Raw genomic sequence first — 25,789 nt, 5'->3', positions numbered from 1 at the left:
ACCTAGACGATCGCCGAACGCTCCAGCAGGCGGGCGAAATCGGCGACGTCCAACGTCTCGCCGCGACGCGCCGGGTCGATGCTGGCGGCCAACAGTCGGCGCGCCGACTCATCACCCGAGCCCGCCCATTCGGCGAATGCGTTACGAGAGGTCTTGCGGCGCTGGGCGAATGAGATGTCGATCAGATCGAAGAGCTCCTTGCGGAACCCGGCATCGGAAGGCCATATCGCGTCCGGATGCCGATCGATGCGCACCAGACCCGAGTACACCCGCGGAATCGGCCAGAACACCGCAGGAGACACCGTGCCGAGACGCTTCACCTTGCCGAAGTAGCGCACCTTGACGCTGGGTACACCGTAGATCCGGGAACCCGGCTCAGCCGTCAGCCGATCGGCAACCTCGGACTGGACCATCACCAAAAGGGTCTTCACCGAGTCGAATTCGGTAAGAATCCGCAGCAGTGCGGGCACCGCGACGTTGTACGGCAGATTGGCGACCATCGCCGTAGGGGGTTCCCCGGAGATATCGGCGGGGGTGAGTTTCAGTACGTCCTGGTGAATCACCGAGAACCGGTTGAACTCGCTGTGCGAGTGTTCCTTGACGGTGGCCGGAAGGCGTCGCGTCAATACCGGATCCACCTCGACCGCGGTCACCGTGCAGCCCTTGTCGAGCAGCCCCAGCGTCAACGAGCCCAAACCGGGCCCAACCTCGATGACGTGATCGTTTTTACCCACACCCGACGCCGACACAATCCGGCGAATGGTGTTGGCGTCGTGAACGAAGTTCTGGCCCAGCGTCTTCGTCGGTCGAAAATCGAGATCCTTGGCCAGTTGTCGGATCTCGGTGCGGCCGAGCAGCCTGATGGTCAGCGGGCACCGACCCTCGCGCTGCACACTGGCCAAGCTCCCCAACCCTGCACGGCCAACGTCTTCTCGGCGATGGCGATCTGCTCCTCGCGCGTCGCGAGATCGGCACGTGGCGCGTACTTGGCGCCACCGTGCGCCAGCCAGGTTCCGTAGTCGAACTGCACACCACCGTAGAAACCGTTGCCCGTGTTGATGGCCCAGTTGCCACCGGCCTCACACGAAGCCAGCGCATCCCACGCCGATCCGCGGGTCACCGTGGGAACCTCGGTGCCCGGCTTGGCGCCGACCCGAAGCACGGAGTCACGAGCGGGTGTCAGCACGTTGTTGGACACCGGCATCCGTCCGGTCTCGCGGCCGTTGACCGACAGCACCGAGTACACGATGTCCTGGGATCCGGGAGCACCCGGATCTTCGACAACCGAGCGACTCATGTTCATGTCGGCGTCTTCGATCTTCTGCGGTGACGGTGCCAGCGGGGCCTGCTCGGTCACCTTGGTGACCCGGATGCGCGTCACGGTGATCGGCATGTCGGCCGTCACCGGGGTACTCGGTGCGGGATCGACGGTGTCGAACTGCTGCAGCGGGTTACCGGTGGCCTCCAGGAGCGCTCCCACGGTCGGAGCGGCGATCCGCGGGGTGCTGATCGCGCCGCCGTCATTGAGCTGGACGGTCTTGGCGCTCACCACCGCCAGCGCCATGCCCTCCAGCGGGAGACGGCTGCCGCGGGTGGCGGCGGTCGGGGCGGTGTCGGTCATCGACAGCTGAGACAGCGCGTCGCTCACCGTATTGGCGGTGGTCCAGACCTGCTGGGTGCCCTGCCCGTCCACGGAGATGTCCAGCGGACGCGAACGCTTGAGAACAATGGTGTCGCCATCGCTCACCGCATCGTGCTTGGCGGGAGCGACATCGTCACGGTCGGACAGCGGGTATCCATAGTCGGCGAGGACCTCGGACACCTGCGACTTGACGGTCGTGACCGTCATGGCATTTCCGTCGACGTTGAGAGTCAGGGTCTTATGCGCAGCGATGGCGTAGCCACCGCCCGCGCCGATCACCACCAGCAGGGCGGCCACGAGGGCGCGTAGCAAGGGCGATCGCGTTGCGTTGAGCTTCGTCAGTGCATTCACGAGTAGGAGATTCCTGCGTTCGTTTCGGTGCGTCGATACCGGATGTCAACGGTGACGAAACCCGGCGATCTGATCACGACACGGTAACGAAAGCATCGCACGGAGGCAACTCATCAACAATCTTGAACACCCTCAATGCCGTCGCGGTGGATGCCGCCGCTAATCGCTCGGGGTGTTGCCCGGTTATTTCCGCGAGGGCCCGGACCGTGTACGGCAGGCAGTACGACTCATTCGGCGCACCCCGGTACGGATGGGGTGTCAGGTACGGCGCATCGGTCTCCACCAGCAGTTGTTCGTCGGGAATGAGCACGGCGGCCTCCCGTAGCGCCCGCGCGTTCTTGAAACTCACCGTCCCCGACAAACTCAGGATCCAGCCCTCGGCGACACACGTCTTCGCCATCTCGGCGTCCGATGAAAAGCAGTGGAAGATAACCGACGGCGGCGCGCCCTCCGACTTGAGCACATCGAGCACTTCGGCGTCGGCATCACGGTTGTGAATCATCAGCGGCTTGCCCGTCCGCTTAGCCAGCTCAATGTGCCAAGCAAATGCCTCGCGCTGAACCGACGGCCCCGCGCAGCCCTCCAATCGGCCCGGCCAATAGAGATCCAGACCGGTCTCCCCGATCGCGACGACCCGGGGATGTGCGGCCAGCCTTTCCAATTCCTGGCGCGCGCTGTCGGTGAGGTCGCCCGCGCGGGTGGGATGCAAGGCGACAGCGGCGTACACCCGCGGATCTCCGGTAGCGGCCGACACCGCCCACCGGGCCGACTCCAGGTCGTCGGCCACTGTCACCACGCGCCCCACGCCGACGGACTCGGCACGGTCGACGATGACGCGCACGTCCTCGCCGGTGACCGCACCGCACGCATCCAGATGGGTGTGGGCATCGATGAGAGGTGCGAGCGGCTCGGGATCGGGCGGGGCTTGCCTCTTATTGCCGGGCGTCATCAGAACACCAGTCTATAAAGTTGCTCAGACCATGCCTGAATCATCTGTGCCGAACTCTTCTGACCCCTTCTACATCACCACCGCCATCGCGTACCCGAACGGTGAACCCCACATCGGGCACGCGTACGAGTACGTCGCGACCGATGCCGTCGCCCGCTTCAAGCGGCTGGACGGCTTCGACGTGCGGTACCTCACCGGCACCGACGAGCACGGCTTGAAGGTGGCGCAGGCGGCCACCGCGGCGGGAATCCCGACGGCGCAGCTCGCGCGTCGCAATTCCGATGTCTTCGAGGCACTGCAGCGCAAGCTCAACATCTCCTTCGACCGGTTCATCCGCACCACCGACCCCGATCACCACGAGGCATCCAAGGCCATCTGGCGCAGGATGGCCGATAGCGGTGACATCTATCTAGACACCTACTCGGGGTGGTACTCGGTGCGCGACGAGGCGTACTACGCGGACGCCGAGACCACGGTCGCCCCCGACGGGACCCGCACCGCCACGGAGAGCGGCACCCCGGTCGAGTGGACCGAAGAGCATTCCTACTTCTTCAGGCTGTCGGCGTACCAGGACAAACTGCTGGCGCATTACGAGGCACATCCGGAATTCATCGGCCCGGTAGTACGGCGCAACGAGGTCGTCAGCTTTGTCTCGGGTGGCCTGCGCGATCTGTCCATCTCCCGGACCACCTTCGACTGGGGGGTGCAGGTACCCGACCATCCCGACCACGTCATGTACGTGTGGGTGGACGCCCTCACCAACTATCTGACCGGCGCCGGTTACCCCGACACGGACTCGGAGCTGTTCCAGCGGTACTGGCCGGCCAACGTGCACATGATCGGCAAGGACATCATCCGGTTCCACACCGTGTACTGGCCGGCGTTCCTGATGTCGGCCGGAATCGAGCTACCGAAACGGGTTTTCGCGCACGGCTTCCTCACCAACAAGGGCGAGAAGATGAGCAAGTCGATCGGCAATGTCGTGAACCCAGTCGATCTGATCGATCATTTCGGGCTGGACCAGGTGCGGTACTTCCTGCTGCGTGAGGTTCCGTTCGGCCAGGACGGCAGTTACACCGAAGACGGCTTGATCGGGCGGATCAACGCCGATCTGGCCAACGAGCTGGGCAACCTGGCGCAACGCTCGTTGTCGATGGTGGCCAAGAACCTGGGCGGAATCGTCCCGGAGCCTGGCGAATACACCGCCGAGGACACCGAGCTGCTCACCGCCGCTGACAGCCTGTTAGAACAGGCGCGCGCGCACTTCGAGGTGCCCGCGATGCATCTCGCCCTTGAGGCGATATGGCAGGTGCTGAGCGCGAGTAACCGCTACTTCTCCGCCCAGGAGCCATGGGTACTGGGTAAGAGCGATGACGCGGCGGACCAACAGCGATTCGGCACCGTCCTGTACACCACGCTGGAGGTGGTGCGGGTTGTCGCGCTGCTGGTGCAGCCGGTGATGCCCGACTCCGCGGCCACACTGTTGGACCTGTTGGGCCAGGCCGAAGATCAGCGAGACTTCGCCGCCATCGGGACCCGGCTGAAGGCCGGCGTGAGCCTGCCCGCGCCGACGGGCGTGTTCCCGAAGTATCAGGTGCCCAAGTAGGCCACACGTGATCCCGGTCACGGTCTGTCACAGATTTCATCGCGCTGGTGTCTTAAGGGCATCAGCGACTGAAAGGAAGTCACCGAAATGACCGAGACCACCACAGTGACCGTGATCGGCGGCGGCTACGCGGGAACCCTGGCGGCCAACCAATTGCTGGCCAACAAGAACCTGACCGTGACCCTCGTCAACCCGCGACCGCATTTCGTCGAACGGATCCGCCTGCACCAACTGGTCGCGGGCAACCGGGGTGCGACGGTCGATTACGAGCAGCTGCTCAACCCGGCCGTCCGCCTCGTGGTCGACAAGGTCACCCATATCGATGCCGGCGCCCAAAAGCTGGAACTCGCCTCGGGTGCGGTGCTGCCCTACGACTATCTCGTTTACGCCGTGGGCAGTACCGCAAGCACCTCCACAACCCCGGGCGTCGCAGAACACGCGTTGTCCATCAACGAGCTCGAACACGCCCAGCAGGTACGGGCCCGCTATGAGCAACTGGCCCCCGAGGCGCCGATCGTGGTCGTCGGTGCGGGCCTTACCGGTGTGGAGCTGGCCGGAGAACTCGCCGAAGCGGGCCGTCGGGTAACCCTGGTCTGCGGTACGCAACTGTTGCCCTCGATCGGAGAACCGGCCCGGCGCGCGGCCGCCACGCAGCTGGAAAAGTTGGGCGTCGAGGTGCTGGTGCCCGCCACGGTCGTCGGGGTCGACGAGGACACCGTGACGCTGTCCGATGGACGCGAACTGCCGAGCGCGCTGACGGTGTGGACCGCAGGATTCGGCGTACCGCGGCTGGCCGCCGACAGCGGACTGCGGACAGACGCACTGGGGCGACTGCTCACCGATGAGACGCTGGTCAGTGTCGACCATCCCCGCATCGTCGCGGCCGGTGACGCGGCCAGCCCCTCAGGCGTGCCGCTGCGGATGAGCTGCCAAGCTGCCGGTCCGCTGGCCGCGCGGGCGGTCAAGACTGTGCTGGCATTAGTGGACGGGCTGCAGCCGGTGGAGGGCGGACAGATCTTCGTCGGGCAGAACGTCAGCATCGGACGTCGTGCCGCCGTCATCCAGACATCACGTGCCGACGACACACCGCGCAAGCTATTCATCGGCGGCCGGACTGGTGCAGCGATCAAGGAAATGGTCTGCCGTGGAACGGTTTACTTTCTGAAACAGGCCGCCAAGCATCCGAAGGCCTATTACTGGCCGCAGGGCGGCAAGCGCGCCGAAGCCCTCAAGGCGCAGGCGTAGCGGTGTCCGACGCCGCTCACGCCGAGCTGTTCACCCACCTGCGCCCGCTGCTGTTCACCATCGCGTACGAAATGCTGGGCTCCGCCACGGAGGCCGATGACGTACTGCAGGAGAGTTATCTGCGATGGGCGCAGGTGGATCTGAACACGGTCACCGATACCAAGGCCTACCTGGCGCAGATCGTCAGCCGCCAATCACTGAACACCTTGCGCGCCAATAGCCGTCGGCGCGAGGAATACGTGGGGCCATGGCTACCCGAGCCGGTGCGGGTGACCTTCGACGGCGACGCCGCGGACGCCTCGACCGACGTGGTCCTGGCCGAGTCGGTGTCGATGGCGATGCTCGTGGTGCTGGAAACCCTGGCACCGGATGAGCGCGCCGTGTTCGTCATGCGGGAGGTCTTCGGCTTCGACTACGCCGACATTGCTTCCACCGTGTGCAAATCGGAGTCCGCGGTGCGTCAGATGGCACACCGCGCCCGAGAGCATGTGCAGTCGCGACGGCGCCGGTTCACCCCCACCGACCAGCAGGCCGAAGAACTGACCACCAAGTTCCTGCTGGCCGCGGCGGGCGGTGACGTCGACGCGTTGGTGGAAATGCTTGCCCCCGACGCGGTGTGGACATCTGACGGCGGCGGCAAGGTCAGTGCCGCACGGCGTCCGGTCTACGGGGCCGACAGAGTGGCACGCGTCGCCATCGGACTTTCGCGAGCGGCCGCCTCGTTCCCCGATGTCCGCATGGAGCTGAGCACCTACAACAGCACGCCTGCCCTGCTGATCTACAGCGAAGGACGTCTCGACGCCGTGCTGGCCGTCTCGATCACGGACGGCAAGGTCGCGCACGTTTTCGCGATCCGCAACCCCGACAAGCTGGCCACAGCCGAAACAGCGCGTCACATCAGCAGATAACCCGGTGGCGGTCCGGGCGGTTCATCGGACACAATCACCCGCGTGTTCTGTGATATCGAAACTGCCGCGCGCATTGAACGTGCCGAAGCCGACACCATCGCGGCGGGAACCGCGAGGTGCGATGGCGGTCTGGTGATACCACTGGCCGGGGGCGTCGCGTCATACGCCGGACCGGACTCACCGATGAACAAGCTCGCCGGACTCGGGTTCAGCGGTGTACCAAGCGAATCCGACCTCGACGCGGTCGAGCGGAAGTTCGCCGAACGGGATACCCCGGTGCAGGCCGAAATCGCGAGCCTGGCCGATCCCGCGATCTGTGAGCTGCTCACCGCACGGGGCTACCTGCTGGTGTCTTTCGAGGATGTCCTCGGACTCCCCCTGGCCGATGCCCCAGCGCCGGCGATTCCCGACGGCATCACGGTGCGTCACAGCGAGACCGATGAGCTGGCCAGCTGGCTCGACGTGATCGTCGACGGGTTCGCGGTACCCGATGACCAAGGCGTGGCCTCTCACGAATCATTTCCGCGCGAGGTACTTTCCCGCGCGATCGCCGCACTGTCCACGGTGCAGGGCGAGCAGCGATACATCGCCCTGCGCGAGGGCGCTGTCGCCGGCGGCGCAAGCATGCGCATCCTCGACGGGGTGGCCCAGCTCAACGGTGCGGCGACCTCCGCCCCACACCGCCGGCGCGGTATTCAGACGGCACTGCTGACCACCCGACTTCACGAGGCCGCCCGCGAGGGCGCGGACCTGGCGGTGGTGACCACCCAGCCTGGGTCGAAGTCCCAGCAGAACACCCAGCGCCAGGGCTTCTCACTGCTGTACACCCGCGCGATCCTGGTGAAGGGTCTGCGAAACTAGGACGATGAGCCGCTTGCGCGAAGAGCACTGCACCGTGCGCGTCCAGCGGCTCGGCGACCTCGGTGCGCCGTCGGTCGTGCTGCGCGCCCTTGCCGGTGCCACCCGCGCGACGGGACGACCGGCACCCGCCGCCTTGATCGGATCCTGGTTCGATTCGCGGGCGATCATCTCCCCGTCGCTGTCCGCGCACCCGGTGCTGCCACGACAAGCGTTCAGCAGCAAGACTTCTCATGTGGACTCTGTTCCACCGGGCACGGTGGGCGGTGGCTGGATCGGCTTCCTCGGATATCCGGACCTGACCGCCGACGGCCACGCTCGACGACTCCCGGCCGCCGCCGGCGGCTGGACCAATGCGGTGCTGCGGCTAGATGACAACGAATGCTGGTGGTACGAAAGCCTTCTGAATGAGGAATGTCCGGAGTGGATACTCCAGGCACTGACCCACCCCCGCGATCCTGCGCCGTGGTTCATCGACTGGACGGCTCCCGACCGTGAGCATCACCGCGTTGCCGTCAGCCGCTGCCTGGAGGCCATCGCCGCCGGGGAGGTCTACCAGGCCTGTGTGTGCACGCAGTTCCGCGGCGCACTGGCGGGCGACCCCTTGGACTTCTTCGCCGACGCGATCACCCAGACCGCACCGGACCGCGCCGCATTCGTCTCCGGCGCCTGGGGCGCCGTGGCCTCGTTGTCACCCGAATTGTTCTTGCGGCGCAACGGCACCGACGTCCGATCCAGCCCCATCAAGGGCACCCTGGCCGCGACCGAGGACCCCGCCGCACTGTTGACCTCGGTCAAGGACGTCGCCGAGAACGTCATGATCACCGATCTGGTGCGCAACGACCTCGGGCGCATCGCCGTCATCGGAACCGTCACCGTTCCCGAGCTTCTCGCCGTTCACCCGGCACCCGGTGTGTGGCATCTGGTGTCCACTGTCGCCGCCCAGGTGCCTTTGGAGGCCACCGCCGGTGACCTATTGGCCGCCACGTTCCCACCAGCCTCGGTAACCGGAACGCCCAAAACGCGTGCACGCCAACTACTGCGCCAATGGGAATCGGATCACCGCGGGGTGTACTGCGGCACCGTCGGCATGCTCTCTCCCGCGGCCGGTCTAGAGCTCAACGTCGCGATCCGCACCGTGGAGATCGCACCCGACGGCACCGCGGTACTCGGTGTGGGAGGCGGTATCACCGCCGACTCCGATATCGACGCGGAGTGGCAGGAGTGTCTGCACAAGGCGGCCGCCACGGTCGACCTCACCGCGATCGCGGCACTCAAGCCCGTGCTTTGACCACCGCGTCGTAGAGATCGCGCCTCGACAGCGTCGCGCCGGATTCGCCGATCGCCATCGCGCAGGACTCCCGCAACCCCATACCGTCGTCCATCAGCTCTTCCACCCTGGCCACCAGGGTTTCGATCTCGGGGACGGCGGGGCGACCGCCGTCGAGCACCACCGTGATCTCTCCGAGCACGTCACCCTCGGCCCAGACAGCCAACTCGCGCAGAGTGCCTCGCAACACCTCTTCATAAGTCTTGGTCAGCTCACGACATACCGCGGCGCGGCGTTCCGGCCCCAGCACCTCCACCGCATCGGCCAGGGTCTCCCCCAGCCGTCGCGGCGACTCGAAGAACACACAGGTACGGGGTTCGGCCACCAGCTCGGCAAGCCAGCGCCTCCGCGCCCCCTGTTTACGGGGTGCGAATCCCTCGAAACAGAAACGGTCCACCGGGAGCCCCGAGACGGCCAACGCCGTCGTCACCGCCGATGGCCCGGGAAGACACTTGATCGGTATCCCCTGTTTCACACAGGCGGCCACCAAGCGATACCCCGGGTCGCTGATCGACGGCATCCCGGCGTCGGTCACCACCAGCACGTCGTACCCGGCCTCCAGATCGGCCAGCAGCGGCTCGATACGGCTGGCCTCATTCTGGTCGTAGAAACTGATGATCTGCCCGCTGATCTGCACATCCAGCGATTTGGCAAGCGCCCGAACACGACGGGTGTCCTCGGCGGCCACCACCGCCGTCTTGGCCAGCGCCTCACGCAATCGGGGCGAGGCATCCCCGGGCTCCCCTAGCGGTGTCGCCGCCAGCAGCAAGTTCCCCATCCCGCAAGACTAAGTCCCGGCCCCCTGCCGCTCGCCCGCCGCACCACGATGCCGGTCTCGGGTCCTCCCCTACGATCGACCGTGTGACCGTGCCCGCAACCCTGCCGCCTACCTCGGCAGCCGAGTCGGATCTCCAGTCGCCAGGACCCCGGATACCGCCCGCGGACTTCGGACCCACCGACCGGTTCCAGGGCTGGGTGATGACCGCCGTCATCACCGCAATCGCGGCGCTCACCCGGTTCATCAATGTCGGTGCACTCACCGATCGCGGTACCCCCGTCTTCGACGAGAAGCACTACGTGCCGCAGGGCTGGCAAGTCGCCACCAACGGCGTCGAGGACAATCCCGGCTACGGGCTCGTCGTGCACCCGCCCGTCGGCAAGCAGATGATCGCCATCGGCGAATGGCTCTTCGGATACAACTCGTTCGGCTGGCGATTCGCCGCCGCGCTCTCAGGCACCATCCTGGTGCTGCTGGTCGCCCGAATCGCCCGGCGGATCAGCCGGTCCACCATGGTGGGCGCCATCGCAGGGGTGCTGCTGATCGCGGACGGGGTTAGCTTCGTCACCGCGCGCACCGCACTGCTTGACGTGTATCAGGCGCTCTTCGTGGTGGCCGCCTTCGGTGCACTGATCGTCGACCGGGATCAGGTTCGGGAACGGCAGTACAACGCCTACCTCGACGGGCGGATCGGCGAGACCGTATGGGGTCCGCGCCTGGGCGTGCGCTGGTGGCGTTTCGGTGCCGGGATTCTGCTCGGATTGGCCTGCGGCACAAAGTGGTCGGGGCTGTATTTCGTCGCGTTCTTCGGAGTGCTGTGCATCGCATTCGACATCGCCGCACGGCGCGCGTACGGGGTGCAGCGGCCATGGGCCGGCACCGCGGTACGCGATCTGGGACCGGCTCTGTATGCCTTGCTGGTCATTCCGTTCGTCGTGTACATGGCCTCGTACTGGTCGTGGTTCGCCTCCGAGACGGGCATCAACAGGCATGCCGAGGGACGCCAAATCGGGGTCGGCAGTTGGGTGCCCGACGCCCTTCGATCGCTCTGGTACTACACGCACAGCGTCTACACATTCCATTCGACGCTGACCAATGCCAACGGCAATCACCATCCGTGGGAGTCCAAGCCGTGGACGTGGCCGATGTCGCTGCGCCCCCTGCTCTACGCCATCGAGGACAAGAACATTCCCGGCTGCGGCGCCAATTCCTGTGTGCGCGCAGTGTTGTTGGTGGGCACCCCGGCCATCTGGTGGCTTGCGGTTCCGGTGTTGCTGTGGGCCACCTGGGCGACGGTGGTCCGTCGCGACTGGCGATACGCCGCCGCACTGGTCGGCTACTGCGCGGGGTGGCTGCCCTGGTTCGGCAACATCGATCGGCAGATGTACTTCTTCTATGCCACCCCGATGGTGCCATTCCTGGTGATGATGATCGCGTTCATCATCGGCGACTTCCTACGCAAGCCGGTGGCCAACCCGGAGCGAAAAACATTGCGAATGTTCATCGCAACGTTCTATCTGGCGGTTGTGGTGACCAACTTCGCGTGGCTGTATCCGATACTCACCGGTGCCGCGATCTCACCATTCATGTGGAACATGGAAATGTGGCTGCCCAGCTGGCGCTAGAGAAGGTCGCGCGATACTGGGCAGGACATACAGCGCGGCCCACCCCGGCCGGTACCCAGTTCCGACGCCGAGATGGCTAGCACCTCAACACCCGAAGCCTCCAGGCGCGCGTTGGTTTCCACATTGCGTTCATAGGCGACGACCACACCGGGAGCCAGCGCCAGGGTGTTGTTGCCGTCGTCCCACTGCTCGCGTTCGGCGGTGACCGGATCCAGCCCGGTATCAATGACCCGCAGCTTGCCGATGCCCATCGCATCGGCCGCCGCCTCCACGAATGGATCTGAACCCGAGATGCTGACCCCGCTGTCGGAGCGACGAATGGTGAATGCCGACAATGAATCCTGAATCGCCGGATACATCACGACGGCATCGGTATCGACCATGGTGCACACGGTGTCCAGGTGCATGGACGCACGTTCCTGCGCGATGGGCACCGCGAGCACGGTGTGGGCCAGATCGTCGTCGAACAGGCTGCGCGCCAAGGCTTCCGCACCGGCGGGAGTGGTGCGCTCCCCCACGCCGACCGCCACCACCCCGGGCCCCAGCAGCAGCACGTCGCCACCCTCGACGGGGGCCGAATGTGACTCGTAGGCCCGGCGCACTCCGAGGAATCTCGGGTGATGGGCATAGATCAGGTCGGTGAGCGAGGTCTCGCGCACCCGTGCCGGCAGCGCCAGCGAGGTGATCGCGAACTTGCGGCCGATCCAAAACGACGAATCGCGGGTGAACAGCAGATTCGGCAGCGGCTCGATGACGAAATCCGATCCGTGGTGCATGGTCCGCACCAGGGACGGCTGCGCCACCTTGCCTCCCACAGGCAGCTCGTCGAACGTCATCCCACACATCAGCACGTAGGCAAGGTCCGCGGCTTCCAGCGACCGCAGGTACTCCGAAAGATCTTGTGCCAGCGCATAGCCCAGCCTGCGCGCGCTGACCGCGGCCGATATGCCCTGCACCCGGGCAGCGCCACTGGCCAGCGCCTCGCGCAACAATTCGGAGAGCAGCAGCACCTCAACACCGCGCGAACGCAGTACCTCGGCGAAGGCATCATGCTCCTCCTGGGCACGCGCCACCCAGGGCAGTCCGTCGAACAGCAGTTGGTCATTGTTGCGCGGAGTGAGCCGCTTGAGCTCGTCACCGGGCCGGTGCAACACGACCGCCCGCAGCCGTCCCACCTCTGAATTGGCACCCAGCACTGGAGCATCCGTCATGAGAAGACGCTAGCTTGCCGTGCAATCGAACATGTGTGCGATAGCATGGGGGTGTGACCGCCTCTCCACACACTGTGCAGGCATCCCTGTTTGGCGCACCACCAGTCCCGCGCCGCGAATTGGCCGGTGGAGCCTGGCTTGAGGTGCACCATGAATGGCTTGGCCGCGCGGATAATCTCCTGGGTCAGCTGTTGACACAGGTGCCGTGGCGTGCCGAACGCCGCCGCATGTACGACCGCACCCTCGACGTTCCCCGACTGGTCAGCTTCCATGATCTGACCGTCGGCCCCCCGCCGCATCCGGTACTGGAAAGCATCTGCGAGCGCCTCAACGGGCAGTACACCGCCGAACTCGGTGAGCAGTTCACCACGGTAGGTCTATGCCAGTACCGCGACGGCACCGACAGCGTCGCCTGGCACGGCGACACCATCGGTCGCGGCCTACGCGAAGACACCATGGTGGCGATCGTCAGCATCGGCGCCACGCGCACTTTCGCGCTGCGGCCGCGGCTCGGCGGCGACTCGATCCGCATCAACGTGGGCCATGGCGATCTTTTGGTGATGGGCGGCACCTGCCAACGCACGTGGGAGCACGCGATCCCGAAGACGTCCAAACCTGTGGGCCCGCGCATCAGCCTGCAGTACCGGCCCCGCGACGTGCGTTAGGAACGGACGGCGGCTACCGCCTTGACCAGCAGATCCGATGCGCGCTTGCCATCGGGCGGCGCCGGCGGAACCTTCCCCACCGCGACCGGACTGACCGTAACCACCACCATGTAGCGGCCAAGATATGCCGAGTAGTTCAGCACCTCCTGGCCGATGGCCCTGCCCGACGTGCCACTGAGCACATCACGCTTCATGCCGAGCGTGCGCGCACCGTCGATGGCCGGCGCGTCCACTACCTCGGTCTGTCCCACGATGCCGTTACCGCGAAAACCGACCTTCTTACATTCCTCCGACACAGCAGGATCGAAGGGGACCTCCTGGGAGGTTTCCACCGCAACCGCCACGTACTGATTTCCCGCACCGGTGGCGGTGAGCGCGGCCATGTTCCCCTTGAGTCCGGCCGGCACCGCACTGCCACCGCTGTACTTGGCACAGCCCGCGGGGTCCACCGTCATCCCGGGCGGCAGCGGCGCGGGCGAGAGCAGCCGGGGGTCCATCCCCGCTGGTTCCATCGTCTTGATCGCGAACTCCGGCCCGAACTGACTCTTCAGCGCGGCGATGTTTCCGATCTTGACGTTGTGATTGACGGGGTCCTGGACGGTTCGACTGCAACCCGGCACGACGAGCGCAAGCGCACAGGTGGCCCAGATTCCCCAGCTCTTGACGGTCACCGGCTTCAACACCCGGCCACTGTATCGATTCGGACCGAAAAATCGATGGCACCTATAGGGAACAATGTCTGTGTGGCCAAGAGTTAAAAACTGTGAGGACGGTGTGAGATGAAGACGGTGGTTAGGCTGAGTCGGTTGTGTCTGACGGCAGTGGGCGTCGGAGCGCTGATGGCCCTCACCCCCGGGACGGCACTCGCCGATGACGCACAGTCGGTCATCAACCAGTACCAGTCACAGGGCTACCAGGTCATCATCGACCGAAACGGTTCCGCCCCGACCAACAAGTGCACGGTGTCCAACATCCGCAACGGGCAGGATGTCTATCGCACCGAGTATCAGCGCACCTGGATGCCCAGCGGCAAGTGGCTGGTGCTGCCGGTCCGGGTGCTTGACCACAAATTGGTGTACATCTCCCTTAACTGCAACGTCTAGTTAGCCTTACCTAATCTGATTTGCCAGTTCGCTGAGTGCTGCGCGCTCGCGGGTCCTGCTAGGCCGTCCACCTAAGAGCCCGCGCAGACCCCGCTGTGAATTTGACGTTAATTTCGCCGAGCGGGAATCATTCCGAGTATTACCGCGTTGGACTGGACAGATTCACGAACGTTGATGATTCAGCGAGTCGGGGATTGGGTCTTTGTGTGGTATGCGGACACATTCGCGTAACACGTAGGCCACGAGGAACGAGGCGAGAGGAGTGAAATCGTGAAGAAATTGTTATTTGCAGGTATTGCCGCAGCTGGCATCATCGGTGCATCGCTAGGATCGGCGAGTGTCGCGCTCGCCGGACCAACGGGATCGGGCGACGCCAGCGCCGTCATCAATGACCTCAAGTCCAACGGGTACCGAGTGATCGTCTCCAAGACGGGCGCCGGTGACCTGACCAAGTGCACCGTCGAATCGGTGACACAGGAGTCGCCCGTCAACAACGTGCAAGCGGCACGTGATGTGCGCAACAACCCCACCACGGTGCCGACAGTCGATCGCAAGGTCGCGCATGTCGCGCTGAGCTGCTGAACACAGCGGTAACCTGACAATGCCCCGGGCCACAAGCCCGGGGCATTGTTGTCTCTACTTCAAATGATCGACCAGAGTGCCCTCGGCGCCGAACAGTTCGGCGCTCCACCGGTCCAGGAGCGCATCGGTGTCGAGATCGTCGGGGTGGAAGCCCTTCTTCATATAGACGGCCAGCCTGCCGATCATGCCGTCATTCAGCAGCGGCCCCTGGACCAGCCCGATCGTTTCGCGAAGCACCCGCCCGGGCTGGCGCCGGCCGTCCGGATCACTCCACACGATCGAGAACCACGAGCCCGCGGTGGCGAACGGCACCGTCCCCGTCCAGATGACGGCCATCACGGCACGCCGTAGCCATTCGGGCCCGCCGACCGCACGGTAGACGTCGAAGGCGACCGACTTGTGCTCCAGCTCCTCGATGGCGTGCCAGTACAACAGATTCCGCACCTCGTCGTCGGTCACCATGTCTTGCAGCTCCCCGCTTTCCAGCAGGCGCTCGGCAAGAACCGCGGTGTAGTGCTCGAGCGCGGCAGTAGCGGCCAGCATGGTCAGCCGGACGTACTTGAGGCGGTCCATATCGGGCAGGTACTTGTCGACGAGGTCTTCGATCCTGCCGGAGCGCCGACCTATCGTCTCGACCATCTTGCTGCGGTAGCCCATTTCCGTGAGCTTCTCGTTGAGCTCGCGATGGTGCAGACCGTGAGTGACTTCCTGACCGATGAAGCCGGCGACACGTTTCTTGAGCGTCGGCTCGGTGATCCTGTCGGCGTAGCGACGCACCGATCGGACGAAGAACTCCTCCCCCGGCGGGAACACCGCGGAGGCGCCCGCCAGCACATGGCTCAAGGCGATGTCATTGTCGGCGAAGTGCCTTCGCATGGGGACCGGGTCACCAAACCAAAATCTGATGCGTCGAGTCTTCGGGTATGAGGCCGTTACCGGAGCAGCCATGTCGCACCACCTCTCCATTGATCGTGTAACTCAGTGTTACACGAATCGCTTACGTTTTGAAGTAGTGCGTAAAACTCAGGGCTTAGGTCCCCTACAGCAGCCCGGGAACGATGGCTTTGCGTTCGCGCGGGTACTCGTCGGAGAACGTCTCGCGGTACCACCGATGGATCGAAAGCGCCCTCGGCAGGAGATTGGCGATCGAGAACAGCACGAAAATCAGCCCGGGCAGCGTCCACGCCATCAGCGCCCAGCCCGCCCAGAGGATGATCTCGCCAAAGTAGTTGGCGGCCGACACCCACCGGAACGCGCCGCCGTACGGAATGCGGTAGCCATCGAAACCGTCGGCCCGCAGATTGATCAGAATCCGGTCGGCCTGGAAGTTCACGAGCCAACCGGTGACCGCGACAAGCAGGCCGAGGATGAACCGGGGGTCGGTGAACCAGGCGGAGCTCTGCAGATGCGTGGCGAACGCGACGGCGTATCCGTTGGCGAAACCATTGACCGCGTTGAAGACGAAGCCGAACGCGATGCCGCTGTAGGGGAAGCGTTTTCCACTGCCCTTGCGGGAGAGCGGATAGATCAGTCCGCGATACAGGTAGTGACACTGCCACAGGACGTACAGCACGAGCGCCGGTGCGCCGTGGTGATGCGCGACGATCCAGAAGGTGACCGTGAACGCCCACCACTGCGGGCATTCGAAGATCAGCCAACCGATCTTGGCGGGGGCGGTGAACCTCTCGTCCGGTTTAGCGAACCGGCCGTAGGGATTGGTGAACCAGAAGCCACTGACGAAGGTGACGACGGCCAGGATTACCAAGAAGATGATCGCACCGTGATACAGCTCTGTAAGCACACCGGGACAGTACCGAGTGAACGGTGGTTCTAAGCAGGGTCGATGATGTTCGTCTTCAACTGGTTGGCGACCTGACCGGCGACCTCGGCGTTGTCGGCGGCACCCGTGGAGGTCACCCCGTACACCACGTTGCCCGTGGTGTGAACGCGCGTGGCGCCGGTGCTATCGGCCCACGTGATCGTGATCGGGTTACGCATGCCGAAGGCATACGCGTTGGGCGATTGCGCCCTGCACTTGGTGAATGCCTCTGTCAGTCGACGGAATTCCGATTGGGCAGCGGGCTTGTCGGGATAGATCGCGATGGCCTCGTGCAGCATCTGGTGCGGGTCGGTCGTGCTGCCGACATTGAGTTGGCGGAATGCCTGCCAACCATCGCCCAAGTCGCCCTGTGACGTCGCATGCAATAGCCCGCACGGGTCCGCGGGGTCCACGGCGGGCCCATAGATCGGCTCTGAGTCGGTCTGTGTCTTATCTGCCGTCGGGAAGCCCAAAGACTTGATCTCATCAAGTCCCGCGAACAGTGAATCCGCCGCAGCGGCACTGACTTTGAGGTCGGTCACTTCAGGAGCAGATGTTTCCGAGGTGACCGGACTGGCCGGATGAGAGCAGCCGGCAACCGCGACAAGTGCGAGGAGGCCCGATCCGACCCATGCTGTCCGCGCCATCTGAAGATTGTGAAGGGTCAACCTGGGAAATCCCTGGGTATTTGGGGACGATCAGGTGAAGTCAGGGGCGAAGACGTCCACGGCCGCCGCGATCAGGGCTGCGGCGTTCTCCAGGACGGCCTCACCGTGGCCGAAACCCGCGATCTTGGCGCCGGTAGCGGCCAGTCTGGTCAACGACTTGGCCGCGGCATCTCTATCGGAGTTGAACACCCCGAGGATTACCTGCCCGTTGAACTCGGCCACCGCATCACCCGTCAGCACGGCGTCGGCCGCAGGCAAGTAGAGCGCGATGCTGCCCGGGGTGTGGCCCGGCACCACGATGACGCGCGTGCCGCCCGCGAAGTCCAGGACGTCGCCATCCATCGCCGGGTAATCGACGCGGCAGGCCGGTCCATGCGGCGGCTCCTCGAATCCCGGATGCAGGGCCCGCTCTCCGTCGGTCAACACGGGCAGCGGACCGCGGCCCTCTCCCGTGACGAAGGTTGAGTCAGCCTCCCCCGCAATCACTTCGGCCTGCGACCAGGAGGCGATCTCCGCGGCGGCCCCGACGTGGTCCTCGTGAAAGTGCGTGAGCACGATCCGCGTGACGTCCGCACGGTTCCTGCCGAGACTACGCAGCGCTTGTTCGATCAATGCCGCGCTGTCTGACCACCCGGTATCGACGAGCGTCACCCCGTCGCGCCCTAGCCAGAGATAGCAGTTCAGCAGATGTGCCTGACCGCCCGGAATACGCAGGCGATACAGAGACGGGGCGAGCTGTTGCAGGTCGGGGGACACCATGCCCACGACGCTACGGGGCGCGTTACAACGCACCGGGTGACAGCACCATGGCAACGGCTGACGTGATCAGCAGGCCGACATATGCCCAGGCGTGCGCGGTGTCGGGGAGCCGGGGCGGCCGCCGCCGCAGCCAGACCACCAACGGCAGCGCGCCGATGAGAAGCGCTGCAGCAGAGCGGAAATCCACCGCACCGACAAAGTATGGCCCACCCGTGACCGCGGCCGACGTACTGGTGAGAAAGATCGCCAACGCCGGCACGCTGATCGCCAGCGTCAACGGATTCGCGAGTGCGGTAGCCATGCTCATTTGCTGGCCACTGCGGCGCAGCAAGGGAACCGTCATCACGCTGCCGCCCACCCCCAGGAATGAGGCGACCGCACCGATGGGGACGCCCAGCACGGGCGAGATGGCGAACTCGCGTGCAGGGCCGTCGATCGTGGTCGGGTGGCGCAGGAATCCGGGGCGCAGCAACACGTCGGCGATCGTGATCACCAGATAGGCCACGAATCCCCATGTGGTGAGGTACGGAGGCGCCAGCCTGGCCAGTCCCGCTCCGAGAGCACCCCCGCACCCCAGCAAGGCGATGACTGCCACCGCACTTCGCAAGTGCGCCAACGTGGCTCGCGAGGTCGCGGCAGTGGCAGCTGCCGCGTTGACCACCATGACGACCGTGGAGGTCGCCACGGCCACCACCGTCGCCGCTCCACCCAACGCGCCGTCGACCCAGACGATCACCGGGACGGTGACAAATCCGCCGCCGAAGCCGAATAGCACCGTGGTGAGCCCCGTAAGAACTCCGATCACCACCAACACGATCACGCTCATGCGACCAGTCCAGCCGGCGGCCGCCCTTCCGACAATCGAATGCTTGCTCAATTCATTCGATTGTCGGCCATATCCTGATCAGATGCGGAATGTCCCGCTCGCCGACGTCGACCACCTGCCCCACGATGTGCTGCCGATCGCCACCGACTACACCAACGGACAGCTGCTGGATTGGCATGAGCATCGGCGGGCACAGTTCCTCTACGGAACCACGGGAACGATGATCGTGGACACCGACGCCGGTACCTGGACGGTGCCCACGCGTCGCGCCGTCATGATCCCGGCACGCACCCGCCATCGAGTGCGGATGCTGGACGTACGCACCGGCAGCCTCTACATCGAGCCGTCGGCCGTTCCGTGGTGGCCGTCGTCGTGCGTGGTGGTCGACGTCGGGCCGATGATGCACGAACTACTCAGCGCGGCAGCAGATCTAGCCGCCGACTACGACCGCTCGGGACGCGACGGAGCACTCACCACACTGCTACTCCATGAGCTGGCGTCCTTCACCGCGCTGCCCTTGCATGTCGACATACCGCGGTCACCGGACCTAGCTGAGCTGTGTCGGCACTACCTCGAGGCACCGGAAGTCTCGGTATCCAATGCCCAATGGGCGCACCGGCTGAACACCAGCGAGCGCTCGCTGAGTCGCCGCTTCCGAGGAGAAGTGGGGATAAGCCCAGCGGCCTGGCGTCTCCGAGCACGGCTGCTGGCAGCGGTTCCGCTGCTGAGGCAGCACTCGGTAACCCAGGTTGCGGGGCGGCTCGGCTACGCCACGCCCGCCGCATTCTCCTACGCCTTCACCAGAACATTCGAGATTGCCCCATCCAGCATCCGATGACCTAGAGTTCACCGCTATGAGCCGGACCGCGATCATCATCATCGTCGGCGTTGTCGCAGCACTGGCGTTTCTTGCCGTCGGTGCGCTGGTCAAAAAGATCGGCATACAGACAGCCGTCACGCACTTCTTGGTTGCCTGGGCCGGCGTTGCCGTGTTCAACATGGGAGTGGGCGTCTTCGAGGCAGGGTACGGCGCCGCCGAGGAACTCCCGGTGTTGCTGGCGGTATTCGGGGTCCCGGCGGCGGTGGCAGGCGTTGGCTGGCTGGGCGCGCGGCGCCTCTCCCGGTCTTGAGATCTCCCACGTCACAGCCTCGAAGCACAGGTCAGCGCTTGACGATACTGTGGGGCGTATGACGACAACGTTCGTCGGGATAGCAGTGATCGTGGCGATGACCTTTATCGGTATCGGCATGAACGCTGGGCTCTTCAATACCCGCAGGGCACGACAGGCGATACCGCCGTTGGTGGCCCGGGCGGCAGCTCCTGTGTATGCGCTCAACCGCCGTATCGGCAACCCGGGCCGCACCGCGAAACCGCGCGACGAGCCCGAGTCACCCGATGAATCCGCCGAGTGAACTGAGCTCCGTCTCGCGCATCTCACGGTAACGAAAAACCCCCGACAAGCGGGGGTTCTTTGTGGAGCTAGGGAGAATCGAACTCCCGACCTTCTCGATGCGAACGAGACGCGCTACCAACTGCGCTATAGCCCCAAGACGCTAAGACCTTACCAGCCGTCCCGCGTCAGACCGAATTGGATATCTACTGGCCCACAGCATGCGGCATGCGGTACCGCCGCGGCTCGTCGTAGTAATCCAGGTGCTCGAAAACCGGGTCCTCGTCGTCGATTTCGAGGACGGCCGCTCCTGGACGGCGCAGGCGCTGCGGAACCACATCGAGCTCGCGGTCCGCGACGTTCTCCACCCCGACCACACGCGCTCGCTGGTACCGCGCCGCACGACGACGACGCAGCTGCTCCTCGATGCGGGTCTGACGGCGCAGATAGCCCAGGTATAGCGCCGCCATCACGGCCAGCGCGCCGCATGCCCACCACGCAGTGCTGGTTGCCGTCGCGGCCACCACACCGGCGATGCTCACGGCCGCGACCAGACCGATCAGCACACGCTTGCGGAACGCGAACTTGCGCGCGTTCTCCTTGGCCATGGTGTCGGGGTCAAACCGGCGGCGACGCGACGAGCTGTACATCGGCGGCGCCTGGTGCCGTTCCCGCGTCGATTCGGCGGGAATGGTCAGACCTGAGGTGTCGTCGACATACTCGTAGGTGCCCGAATCGGCGTCGGCGACGGGCGCCTCCTCCAAATCCTCGAGGTCATCGGACAGCGCGGCCTCACCGGCCGGCAATGCGGTCGCATCTTCGTCGACGACATCGACGTCGACGGGGTCGTCGCTCTCGATCTTCTCGGGACGAACCTTGCGCACCGCCATGGCCTTCACGGCCTGCGCGGCGTCCTTGTCTTCCTCGGTGGGCGCACTCGCGATCACTCCGGTCGAGTCTTCGTCGTCCTCATCCTCGAGTTCGTCGATGTCTTCACGACGGAAGTCTGGATCGCTCCGGTGACCGGCAGCGGGGCCGGTGCGGCGCAGCAGCTTGGCGGCTTTTCCGTTGAGGACCCGCGTCGCCAGGGCGACGTCACTCGTGCGCTTCACCACGTCACGCTTGTTGATCAGCATCGGCACCAGGACGAACAGCCACAGCACGACCAGTCCGATCCACAACACCGATTGGGGGATGCTCGGCATGTCGGCCTGCTCCTTTCTGCGCGCGTCAGGTGTGCCTGCGCCTAAGCCTCAGGTCAAGGCTAGGTTGGCGATCTGCGCACGCTATGAGGCGCGCCGATACCAATTACACACCTGTAATTCTACAGGGGCAAGCCTCACAGGCCCCAATAGTCACATCTGTCTCATAAATATCTGGCGAGCCCGCGCCTCACGACGGCTTTCCACCCCAAAGCGTCGCGAGACCCAGACTCACCGCAAGGGGGGGTCGGGCAGCTCGTGGAGAGAATCTGGGCGAGCTCAGACCCAGGTGGCGTTTCCGGAACGCACCAGCATCGCGGCCACCGAACCTCGCACCTCTTCGACCGTCATCGCCACCAAGAGGTGATCACGCCAGGCGCCGTCAACGTCGAGGTACCGCCTGAGCAGCCCCTCCTCGCGAAAGCCCACCTTCGACAGCACCGCACGGCTGGCCCCGTTTTCCGGTCGCACCGTTGCCTCCACCCGGTGCAGGGTGACGGGCCCGAAACAGTGATCGAGCCCCAGCGCGAGTGCCGCGGTCGCCACTCCTTGCCGGGTCACCGTGCTGACCACCCAGTACCCGATCCACGCCGAACGCAGCGCGCCGTGCGCGATGTTGCCGATCGTCAGCTGCCCGACGAAATGACCATTCAGTTCGATCGCGCACGGAATCATCCGCCCCTTACGGGCCTCGGCCCGCAGACCCGAACACAGTGCGGGCCACGACGACACGCCGTGGCGCGCCATCCAATCGACCTCCGAGGACGGTTCCCACGGTTGCAGATGGGACTGGTCGGCCAGCCGCGCCCGGCTCCACGCCATTCCATCCCGCAATCGGATGGGCCGCACAGAGACCACCCCGGCAGGCACCCGCAGTTTCCCGAGCGACATCGGCCAACCGGGATGAGCACTCTCCTGACGCCAGACGCTCATCCGCGCTGCGCCAGGAACGCGACCTCGACGATCTCCCCGGTACGGACTTGTTCCACTTCGGCGGGCACGATCACGAGGCAATTCGCCTCGGCGAGCGTCGCAAGAAGGTGCGAGGACGCACCCGGCGCACCCAGAATCTGCACCAGATACTCTCCGGTGTCCTGATCACGCATCAGCTGACCGCGCAGAAAACCTTTGCGTCCAGCAATAGAGGTAATAGGAGACACGGTGCGCGCCCGCACAATTCGGCGCTGCGCGTGCCGGCGCCCCAGGGCCAACCGGATCAGCGGCCGCACCATCACCTCGAAGACCACCAAGGCACCGACCGGGTTCGCGGGCAGCAGGAAGGTCGGCACCGCGTCACGGCCCAGCTGACCGAAGCCCTGCACCGAGCCCGGATGCATGGCAACTCGCCCAACCTCCATATCGCCCAGCGCCGAAAGAGCCTCGCGAATCCCCTCGGCAGCGGCACCACCGACAGCACCGGAGACCACGACGACCTCTGCCCGGTTCAGCTGCCCCTCAAGCACCTCGCGGAATGCGGCGGGATCCGCGCTGATGATGCCAACCCGGTTCACATCGGCGCCCGCATCGCGGGCCGCGGCCGCCAGCGCATAGGAGTTCACGTCGTACACCTGACCGTTCCCCGGCGTGCGGTCCACGTCGACAAGCTCGCCACCCACACTGATCACCGACAGCCGAGGTCTCGGATGCACCAGCACCCGATCGCGTCCCACCGCAGCCAGCAGCCCGACCTGGGCTGCGCCGATGATGGTGCCCGCACGCACGGCGACATCACCGGGTTGCACGTCATCACCGGTGCGCCGCACGTAGTCACCCGAACGCACCGCGCGCAGCACCTTGACCCGCGACTCGCCGCCCTCGGACCAGCGCAACGGCAGGACCGCGTCCGCCAAGGTAGGCATCGGAGCGCCGGTCTGCACCCGCACCGCCTGACGGGGTTGCAGCCGGGTGGGCGTGCGCTCCCCTACCCGCACCGTGCCGACAACGGGTAGCTCGACCGTTCCGATCTCGCCGCTGGATTCCTCGACGTCGTCTTCCTCGTCCGGACTACCGCCCTCACCCGGGCTGATCACGCGCACCACGCCACCGGCGGCCTGCACGTCTACGCTGCGCACGGCATATCCGTCAATGGCGGCCTGGTCGAACCCGGGCAACGGCCGAACGGTCACCACTTCCTCGGCGCACAACAAACCCTGGGACTCGGCGATCGCCACCCGAACCGGGCGCGGCGCGACCGCAGCCGCCGTCACTTTGGCCTGCTGCTCCTCGACCGAACGCACTGGTGCCTTTCTTACTCCGAATCCGGCAGCGTGGTCGGCCCCTGACCCAGCCGTTCGACCAGCCACTTCCGCAAGCCCGGACCGTAATCGTCGCGGTCCAACGCAAAGTCAACAGCAGCCTTGAGATAGCCGCCGGGATTTCCCAGGTCGTGTCGGGATCCGCGGTGCACGACGACGTGCACCGGATGTCCCTCATCGATCAACAGCGCGATGGCATCGGTGAGCTGTAGCTCGCCGCCCGCACCCCGCGGGATCCGCTTGAGCGCGTCGAAAATCACCCGGTCCAGCAGGTAGCGTCCGGCCGCCGCGTAGTTCGACGGGGCATCCTCGACCTTCGGCTTCTCCACCATCCCCTTGACGCGCAACACATTTGGGTTGGCAGCATCCGGAACAATCTCGACGTCAAACGCGCCGTAGGAACTGATCTCCTCGGGCGGCACCTCGATGGCGCAGAGCACAGAGCCGCCACGCTTGGCCCGGACCTTGGCCATCGTCACCAACACTCCCCGCGGCCACACCAGGTCATCGGGCAGCAGCACCGCGATGGCGTCCTCATCGTCGTCAAGAACCGACTCCACGCAGCCCACGGCGTGTCCGAGGCCAAGCGGCTCGGCCTGAACCACCGACTGCACCTTGATGAGGCCGGGCGCTCGGCGCACTTTCGCGAGCATGGCGTGCTTCCCGCGGTCCTCGAGCGTGCCCTCAAGCACCAAGTCCTCAACGAAATGCGCGACGACGCCGTCCTTGCCCTCCGATGTGACGATCACCAGACGTTCGGCGCCGGCCTCGGCGGCTTCCTCAGCCACCAGCTCGATCCCCGGGGTGTCGACCACCGGCAGTAGTTCCTTGGGCACGGTCTTGGTGGCCGGTAGAAACCGGGTGCCCAGACCTGCAGCGGGCACCACGGCGGTGCGCGGGATGGACACGTCAGGGGCCGTCATAGCCACTCACCCTAACCACTGACCACGGGATTGCGTGGGTAAGGCGGTACCGTCACGGAATCGGCGACCCCCAGAGCACCCCGGAGAACATCAAGAACGCCCTGCGGCAACAGATTGTGCAGGCACGACGGGCGATGTCGCGTGCCGACCGCGAAATACAGAACGATGCGCTCACCGCGCATGTCGTGACGGCGGCCTCGGGGCTTTCGGTGGTGGCCGCCTATGTGCCGGTGGGATCTGAGCCCGGGTCGGTGGAGATGCTCGACGCCCTGATAGCCCGCGGCGTCCAGGTTCTGCTGCCGGTCGCACGCAACGACGAGACCGGGACTCCGGCGGCGCTGACCTGGGGCCAGTACCGACCGGGAGGTCTGGTGGACGCCCCCTTTGGCCTGCGAGAACCGGCACCGCCGGTGTTCGGTCCGGCCACCCTCGCCGACGCCGAGTTGGTGTTGATCCCGGCACTTGCCGTGGATAAGCGAGGCAACCGACTGGGCCGAGGTGCTGGGTACTACGACCGATCATTGGGGTTCGCCGCGCCCTCGATCGCCCTGATTTCGCCGCTGTACACCGGCGAGGTGCTCGACGACATTCCGGCAGGCCCACACGATGTGCCGGTAACTCACGCGCTGACCGCCGACGGATTGGTCACACTCGGCTGAATCCCCCGGTCGCGCAGTGGCGAACCTGGCACTCCAAACGGTAGAGTGCCAGTGGCGTTTCATGTCTTGTCAGTTCCTGGAGGACCCCCCATGCCCACCTATTCCTATGCATGTGCCGACTGTGGCGACAAGTTCGACATCGTCCAGGCGTTCACTGACGATGCGCTGACCGTGTGCCAAAAGTGCTCGGGCAAGCTGCGCAAGCTGTTCAACTCGGTGGGCATCGTGTTCAAGGGCAGCGGCTTCTACCGCACCGACAGCCGTTCCGGCAGCGTGGACGCCGCCGCGAAGAGTGATTCCGGCGCCAAGAGTGAATCCAAGTCCTCGTCGTCCGAGACTTCTGCGAGCAGCTCGTCGTCGACATCGAGCTCCTCCGGCTCGACGTCCACTGCCACCGCGTCCGCCGCCGCCAGCTGACGAGTTATCCACAGCGG

The 25,789-nt window shown here is 65.3% G+C and carries 29 protein-coding genes and 1 tRNA gene; 14 read left to right on the top strand and 16 right to left on the bottom strand.

Going from position 1 to position 25,789, the window contains the following annotated elements:
* Positions 1 to 2: 2 nt before the first annotated feature.
* The 3 genes from rsmA to DSM43276_RS04915 all read right to left on the bottom strand — a co-directional run bounded on the left by rsmA (position 3) and on the right by DSM43276_RS04915 (position 2,942).
* Positions 3 to 902 (bottom strand): 16S rRNA (adenine(1518)-N(6)/adenine(1519)-N(6))-dimethyltransferase RsmA, encoded by a 900-nt coding sequence (gene rsmA, locus DSM43276_RS04925; protein ID WP_412458656.1) that lies wholly within the window; start codon positions 900 to 902, stop codon positions 3 to 5.
* A complete protein-coding gene (locus DSM43276_RS04920) occupies positions 866 to 1,993 on the bottom strand; it encodes a resuscitation-promoting factor (protein ID WP_109556049.1) in 1,128 nt (375 codons plus the stop codon). Before DSM43276_RS04920 ends, rsmA begins: the two co-directional genes overlap by 37 nt.
* A gap of 73 nt (positions 1,994 to 2,066) precedes the next feature.
* On the bottom strand, positions 2,067 to 2,942 hold the full coding sequence (locus DSM43276_RS04915; RefSeq protein WP_078329352.1) for a TatD family hydrolase: 876 nt from the start codon (positions 2,940 to 2,942) through the stop codon (positions 2,067 to 2,069).
* A 31-nt stretch (positions 2,943 to 2,973) separates the two neighbouring features.
* Here DSM43276_RS04915 and metG point away from each other — a divergent pair, with 31 nt between their 5' ends.
* The 5 genes from metG to DSM43276_RS04890 all read left to right on the top strand — a co-directional run bounded on the left by metG (position 2,974) and on the right by DSM43276_RS04890 (position 8,850).
* Positions 2,974 to 4,548 carry a methionine--tRNA ligase gene (gene metG, locus DSM43276_RS04910; RefSeq protein WP_078329351.1) on the top strand — a complete coding sequence of 525 codons (1,575 nt, stop codon included), beginning with the start codon at positions 2,974 to 2,976 and terminating at the stop codon, positions 4,546 to 4,548.
* Between the two features lie 87 nt (positions 4,549 to 4,635).
* Positions 4,636 to 5,793, top strand: a complete 1,158-nt coding sequence (locus tag DSM43276_RS04905; RefSeq protein WP_078329350.1) for an NAD(P)/FAD-dependent oxidoreductase — start codon at positions 4,636 to 4,638, stop codon at positions 5,791 to 5,793.
* Positions 5,794 to 5,795: 2 nt separating this feature from the next.
* Positions 5,796 to 6,701 carry an RNA polymerase sigma-70 factor gene (locus tag DSM43276_RS04900; RefSeq protein WP_078329349.1) on the top strand — a complete coding sequence of 302 codons (906 nt, stop codon included), beginning with the start codon at positions 5,796 to 5,798 and terminating at the stop codon, positions 6,699 to 6,701.
* A gap of 42 nt (positions 6,702 to 6,743) precedes the next feature.
* Positions 6,744 to 7,562, top strand: a complete 819-nt coding sequence (locus tag DSM43276_RS04895; RefSeq protein ID WP_078329348.1) for a GNAT family N-acetyltransferase — start codon at positions 6,744 to 6,746, stop codon at positions 7,560 to 7,562.
* 34 nt (positions 7,563 to 7,596) lie between these two features.
* Positions 7,597 to 8,850 carry an aminodeoxychorismate synthase component I gene (locus DSM43276_RS04890; RefSeq protein ID WP_078329487.1) on the top strand — a complete coding sequence of 418 codons (1,254 nt, stop codon included), beginning with the start codon at positions 7,597 to 7,599 and terminating at the stop codon, positions 8,848 to 8,850.
* On the opposite strand, the gene rsmI is transcribed toward DSM43276_RS04890, so the two are convergent.
* Positions 8,834 to 9,667 (bottom strand): 16S rRNA (cytidine(1402)-2'-O)-methyltransferase, encoded by an 834-nt coding sequence (gene rsmI, locus DSM43276_RS04885; RefSeq protein ID WP_078329347.1) that lies wholly within the window; start codon positions 9,665 to 9,667, stop codon positions 8,834 to 8,836. The genes DSM43276_RS04890 and rsmI overlap by 17 nt on opposite strands.
* Before the next feature lie 83 nt (positions 9,668 to 9,750).
* Here rsmI and DSM43276_RS04880 point away from each other — a divergent pair, with 83 nt between their 5' ends.
* Entirely contained in the window at positions 9,751 to 11,292 is a 1,542-nt protein-coding gene (locus DSM43276_RS04880; RefSeq protein ID WP_078329346.1) for a dolichyl-phosphate-mannose--protein mannosyltransferase, read from the top strand.
* Here DSM43276_RS04880 and arcA read toward each other — a convergent pair.
* Positions 11,289 to 12,503 carry an arginine deiminase gene (arcA, locus tag DSM43276_RS04875; RefSeq protein WP_078329345.1) on the bottom strand — a complete coding sequence of 405 codons (1,215 nt, stop codon included), beginning with the start codon at positions 12,501 to 12,503 and terminating at the stop codon, positions 11,289 to 11,291. The genes DSM43276_RS04880 and arcA overlap by 4 nt on opposite strands.
* Positions 12,504 to 12,556: 53 nt before the next feature.
* Here arcA and DSM43276_RS04870 point away from each other — a divergent pair, with 53 nt between their 5' ends.
* A complete protein-coding gene (locus tag DSM43276_RS04870; RefSeq protein WP_078329344.1) occupies positions 12,557 to 13,168 on the top strand; it encodes an alpha-ketoglutarate-dependent dioxygenase AlkB family protein in 612 nt (203 codons plus the stop codon).
* Here the strand turns inward: DSM43276_RS04870 and DSM43276_RS04865 are convergent.
* Positions 13,165 to 13,851, bottom strand: a complete 687-nt coding sequence (locus tag DSM43276_RS04865) for a DUF5642 family protein (protein ID WP_078325046.1) — start codon at positions 13,849 to 13,851, stop codon at positions 13,165 to 13,167. The two genes, DSM43276_RS04870 and DSM43276_RS04865, sit on opposite strands and share 4 nt — an antisense overlap.
* Before the next feature lie 96 nt (positions 13,852 to 13,947).
* Between DSM43276_RS04865 and DSM43276_RS04860 the strand changes: the two genes are divergently transcribed.
* Positions 13,948 to 14,271, top strand: coding sequence for a hypothetical protein (locus DSM43276_RS04860; protein ID WP_078297129.1), 324 nt, complete (start codon positions 13,948 to 13,950; stop codon positions 14,269 to 14,271).
* A 270-nt stretch (positions 14,272 to 14,541) separates the two neighbouring features.
* Entirely contained in the window at positions 14,542 to 14,853 is a 312-nt protein-coding gene (locus tag DSM43276_RS04855; protein WP_078325045.1) for a hypothetical protein, read from the top strand.
* 54 nt (positions 14,854 to 14,907) lie between these two features.
* Here the strand turns inward: DSM43276_RS04855 and DSM43276_RS04850 are convergent, their stop codons facing one another.
* The 5 genes from DSM43276_RS04850 to DSM43276_RS04830 form a co-directional block, all read right to left on the bottom strand.
* Positions 14,908 to 15,801, bottom strand: coding sequence for a metal-dependent hydrolase (locus DSM43276_RS04850; protein ID WP_078329343.1), 894 nt, complete (start codon positions 15,799 to 15,801; stop codon positions 14,908 to 14,910).
* Positions 15,802 to 15,892: 91 nt separating this feature from the next.
* Complete coding sequence (locus tag DSM43276_RS04845) at positions 15,893 to 16,654, bottom strand: DUF1295 domain-containing protein (RefSeq protein WP_078329342.1); 762 nt, start codon at positions 16,652 to 16,654, stop codon at positions 15,893 to 15,895.
* Positions 16,655 to 16,683: 29 nt separating this feature from the next.
* Complete coding sequence (locus tag DSM43276_RS04840; protein WP_078329341.1) at positions 16,684 to 17,319, bottom strand: sensor domain-containing protein; 636 nt, start codon at positions 17,317 to 17,319, stop codon at positions 16,684 to 16,686.
* A gap of 51 nt (positions 17,320 to 17,370) precedes the next feature.
* The gene (locus DSM43276_RS04835) at positions 17,371 to 18,099 is read right to left on the bottom strand and encodes an MBL fold metallo-hydrolase (RefSeq protein ID WP_078329340.1); all 729 of its coding nucleotides are present in this window, start codon (positions 18,097 to 18,099) and stop codon (positions 17,371 to 17,373) included.
* A gap of 22 nt (positions 18,100 to 18,121) precedes the next feature.
* On the bottom strand, positions 18,122 to 18,919 hold the full coding sequence (locus tag DSM43276_RS04830; RefSeq protein ID WP_078329486.1) for a TSUP family transporter: 798 nt from the start codon (positions 18,917 to 18,919) through the stop codon (positions 18,122 to 18,124).
* A gap of 88 nt (positions 18,920 to 19,007) precedes the next feature.
* On the opposite strand from DSM43276_RS04830, the gene DSM43276_RS04825 reads away from it, so the two are divergent.
* Genes DSM43276_RS04825 through DSM43276_RS04815 form a run of 3 tightly spaced genes read left to right on the top strand, consistent with a single transcriptional unit; the run spans position 19,008 to position 20,338 of the window.
* Positions 19,008 to 19,763, top strand: coding sequence for an AraC family transcriptional regulator (locus DSM43276_RS04825; protein WP_078329339.1), 756 nt, complete (start codon positions 19,008 to 19,010; stop codon positions 19,761 to 19,763).
* Between the two features lie 16 nt (positions 19,764 to 19,779).
* Complete coding sequence (locus DSM43276_RS04820) at positions 19,780 to 20,055, top strand: hypothetical protein (protein ID WP_078329338.1); 276 nt, start codon at positions 19,780 to 19,782, stop codon at positions 20,053 to 20,055.
* 58 nt (positions 20,056 to 20,113) lie between these two features.
* Entirely contained in the window at positions 20,114 to 20,338 is a 225-nt protein-coding gene (locus DSM43276_RS04815) for a hypothetical protein (protein ID WP_078329337.1), read from the top strand.
* A 62-nt stretch (positions 20,339 to 20,400) separates the two neighbouring features.
* Here DSM43276_RS04815 and DSM43276_RS04810 read toward each other — a convergent pair.
* From DSM43276_RS04810 to DSM43276_RS04790, 5 genes are all read right to left on the bottom strand, one after another.
* Positions 20,401 to 20,473: transfer RNA gene (locus DSM43276_RS04810), tRNA-Ala, on the bottom strand.
* Between the two features lie 49 nt (positions 20,474 to 20,522).
* Positions 20,523 to 21,521, bottom strand: coding sequence for a divisome protein SepX/GlpR (sepX, locus tag DSM43276_RS04805; RefSeq protein WP_078329336.1), 999 nt, complete (start codon positions 21,519 to 21,521; stop codon positions 20,523 to 20,525).
* Positions 21,522 to 21,797: 276 nt separating this feature from the next.
* Positions 21,798 to 22,451 carry a GNAT family N-acetyltransferase gene (locus DSM43276_RS04800; RefSeq protein ID WP_078329335.1) on the bottom strand — a complete coding sequence of 218 codons (654 nt, stop codon included), beginning with the start codon at positions 22,449 to 22,451 and terminating at the stop codon, positions 21,798 to 21,800.
* On the bottom strand, positions 22,448 to 23,755 hold the full coding sequence (gene glp, locus DSM43276_RS04795; RefSeq protein ID WP_078329334.1) for a molybdotransferase-like divisome protein Glp: 1,308 nt from the start codon (positions 23,753 to 23,755) through the stop codon (positions 22,448 to 22,450). Before glp ends, DSM43276_RS04800 begins: the two co-directional genes overlap by 4 nt.
* An 11-nt stretch (positions 23,756 to 23,766) precedes the next feature.
* Complete coding sequence (locus DSM43276_RS04790) at positions 23,767 to 24,696, bottom strand: UTP--glucose-1-phosphate uridylyltransferase (RefSeq protein WP_078329333.1); 930 nt, start codon at positions 24,694 to 24,696, stop codon at positions 23,767 to 23,769.
* A gap of 89 nt (positions 24,697 to 24,785) precedes the next feature.
* Here DSM43276_RS04790 and DSM43276_RS04785 point away from each other — a divergent pair, with 89 nt between their 5' ends.
* Complete coding sequence (locus tag DSM43276_RS04785; protein ID WP_412458660.1) at positions 24,786 to 25,355, top strand: 5-formyltetrahydrofolate cyclo-ligase; 570 nt, start codon at positions 24,786 to 24,788, stop codon at positions 25,353 to 25,355.
* Positions 25,356 to 25,445: 90 nt separating this feature from the next.
* Positions 25,446 to 25,772 (top strand): FmdB family zinc ribbon protein, encoded by a 327-nt coding sequence (locus DSM43276_RS04780; RefSeq protein ID WP_078290535.1) that lies wholly within the window; start codon positions 25,446 to 25,448, stop codon positions 25,770 to 25,772.
* The last annotated feature ends 17 nt before the right edge of the window (positions 25,773 to 25,789 follow it).

Source organism: Mycobacteroides salmoniphilum (assembly GCF_004924335.1).
Taxonomy (GTDB): Bacteria; Actinomycetota; Actinomycetes; order Mycobacteriales; family Mycobacteriaceae; genus Mycobacterium; species Mycobacterium salmoniphilum.
This window is presented reverse-complemented; position numbering and strand designations above follow the sequence as displayed.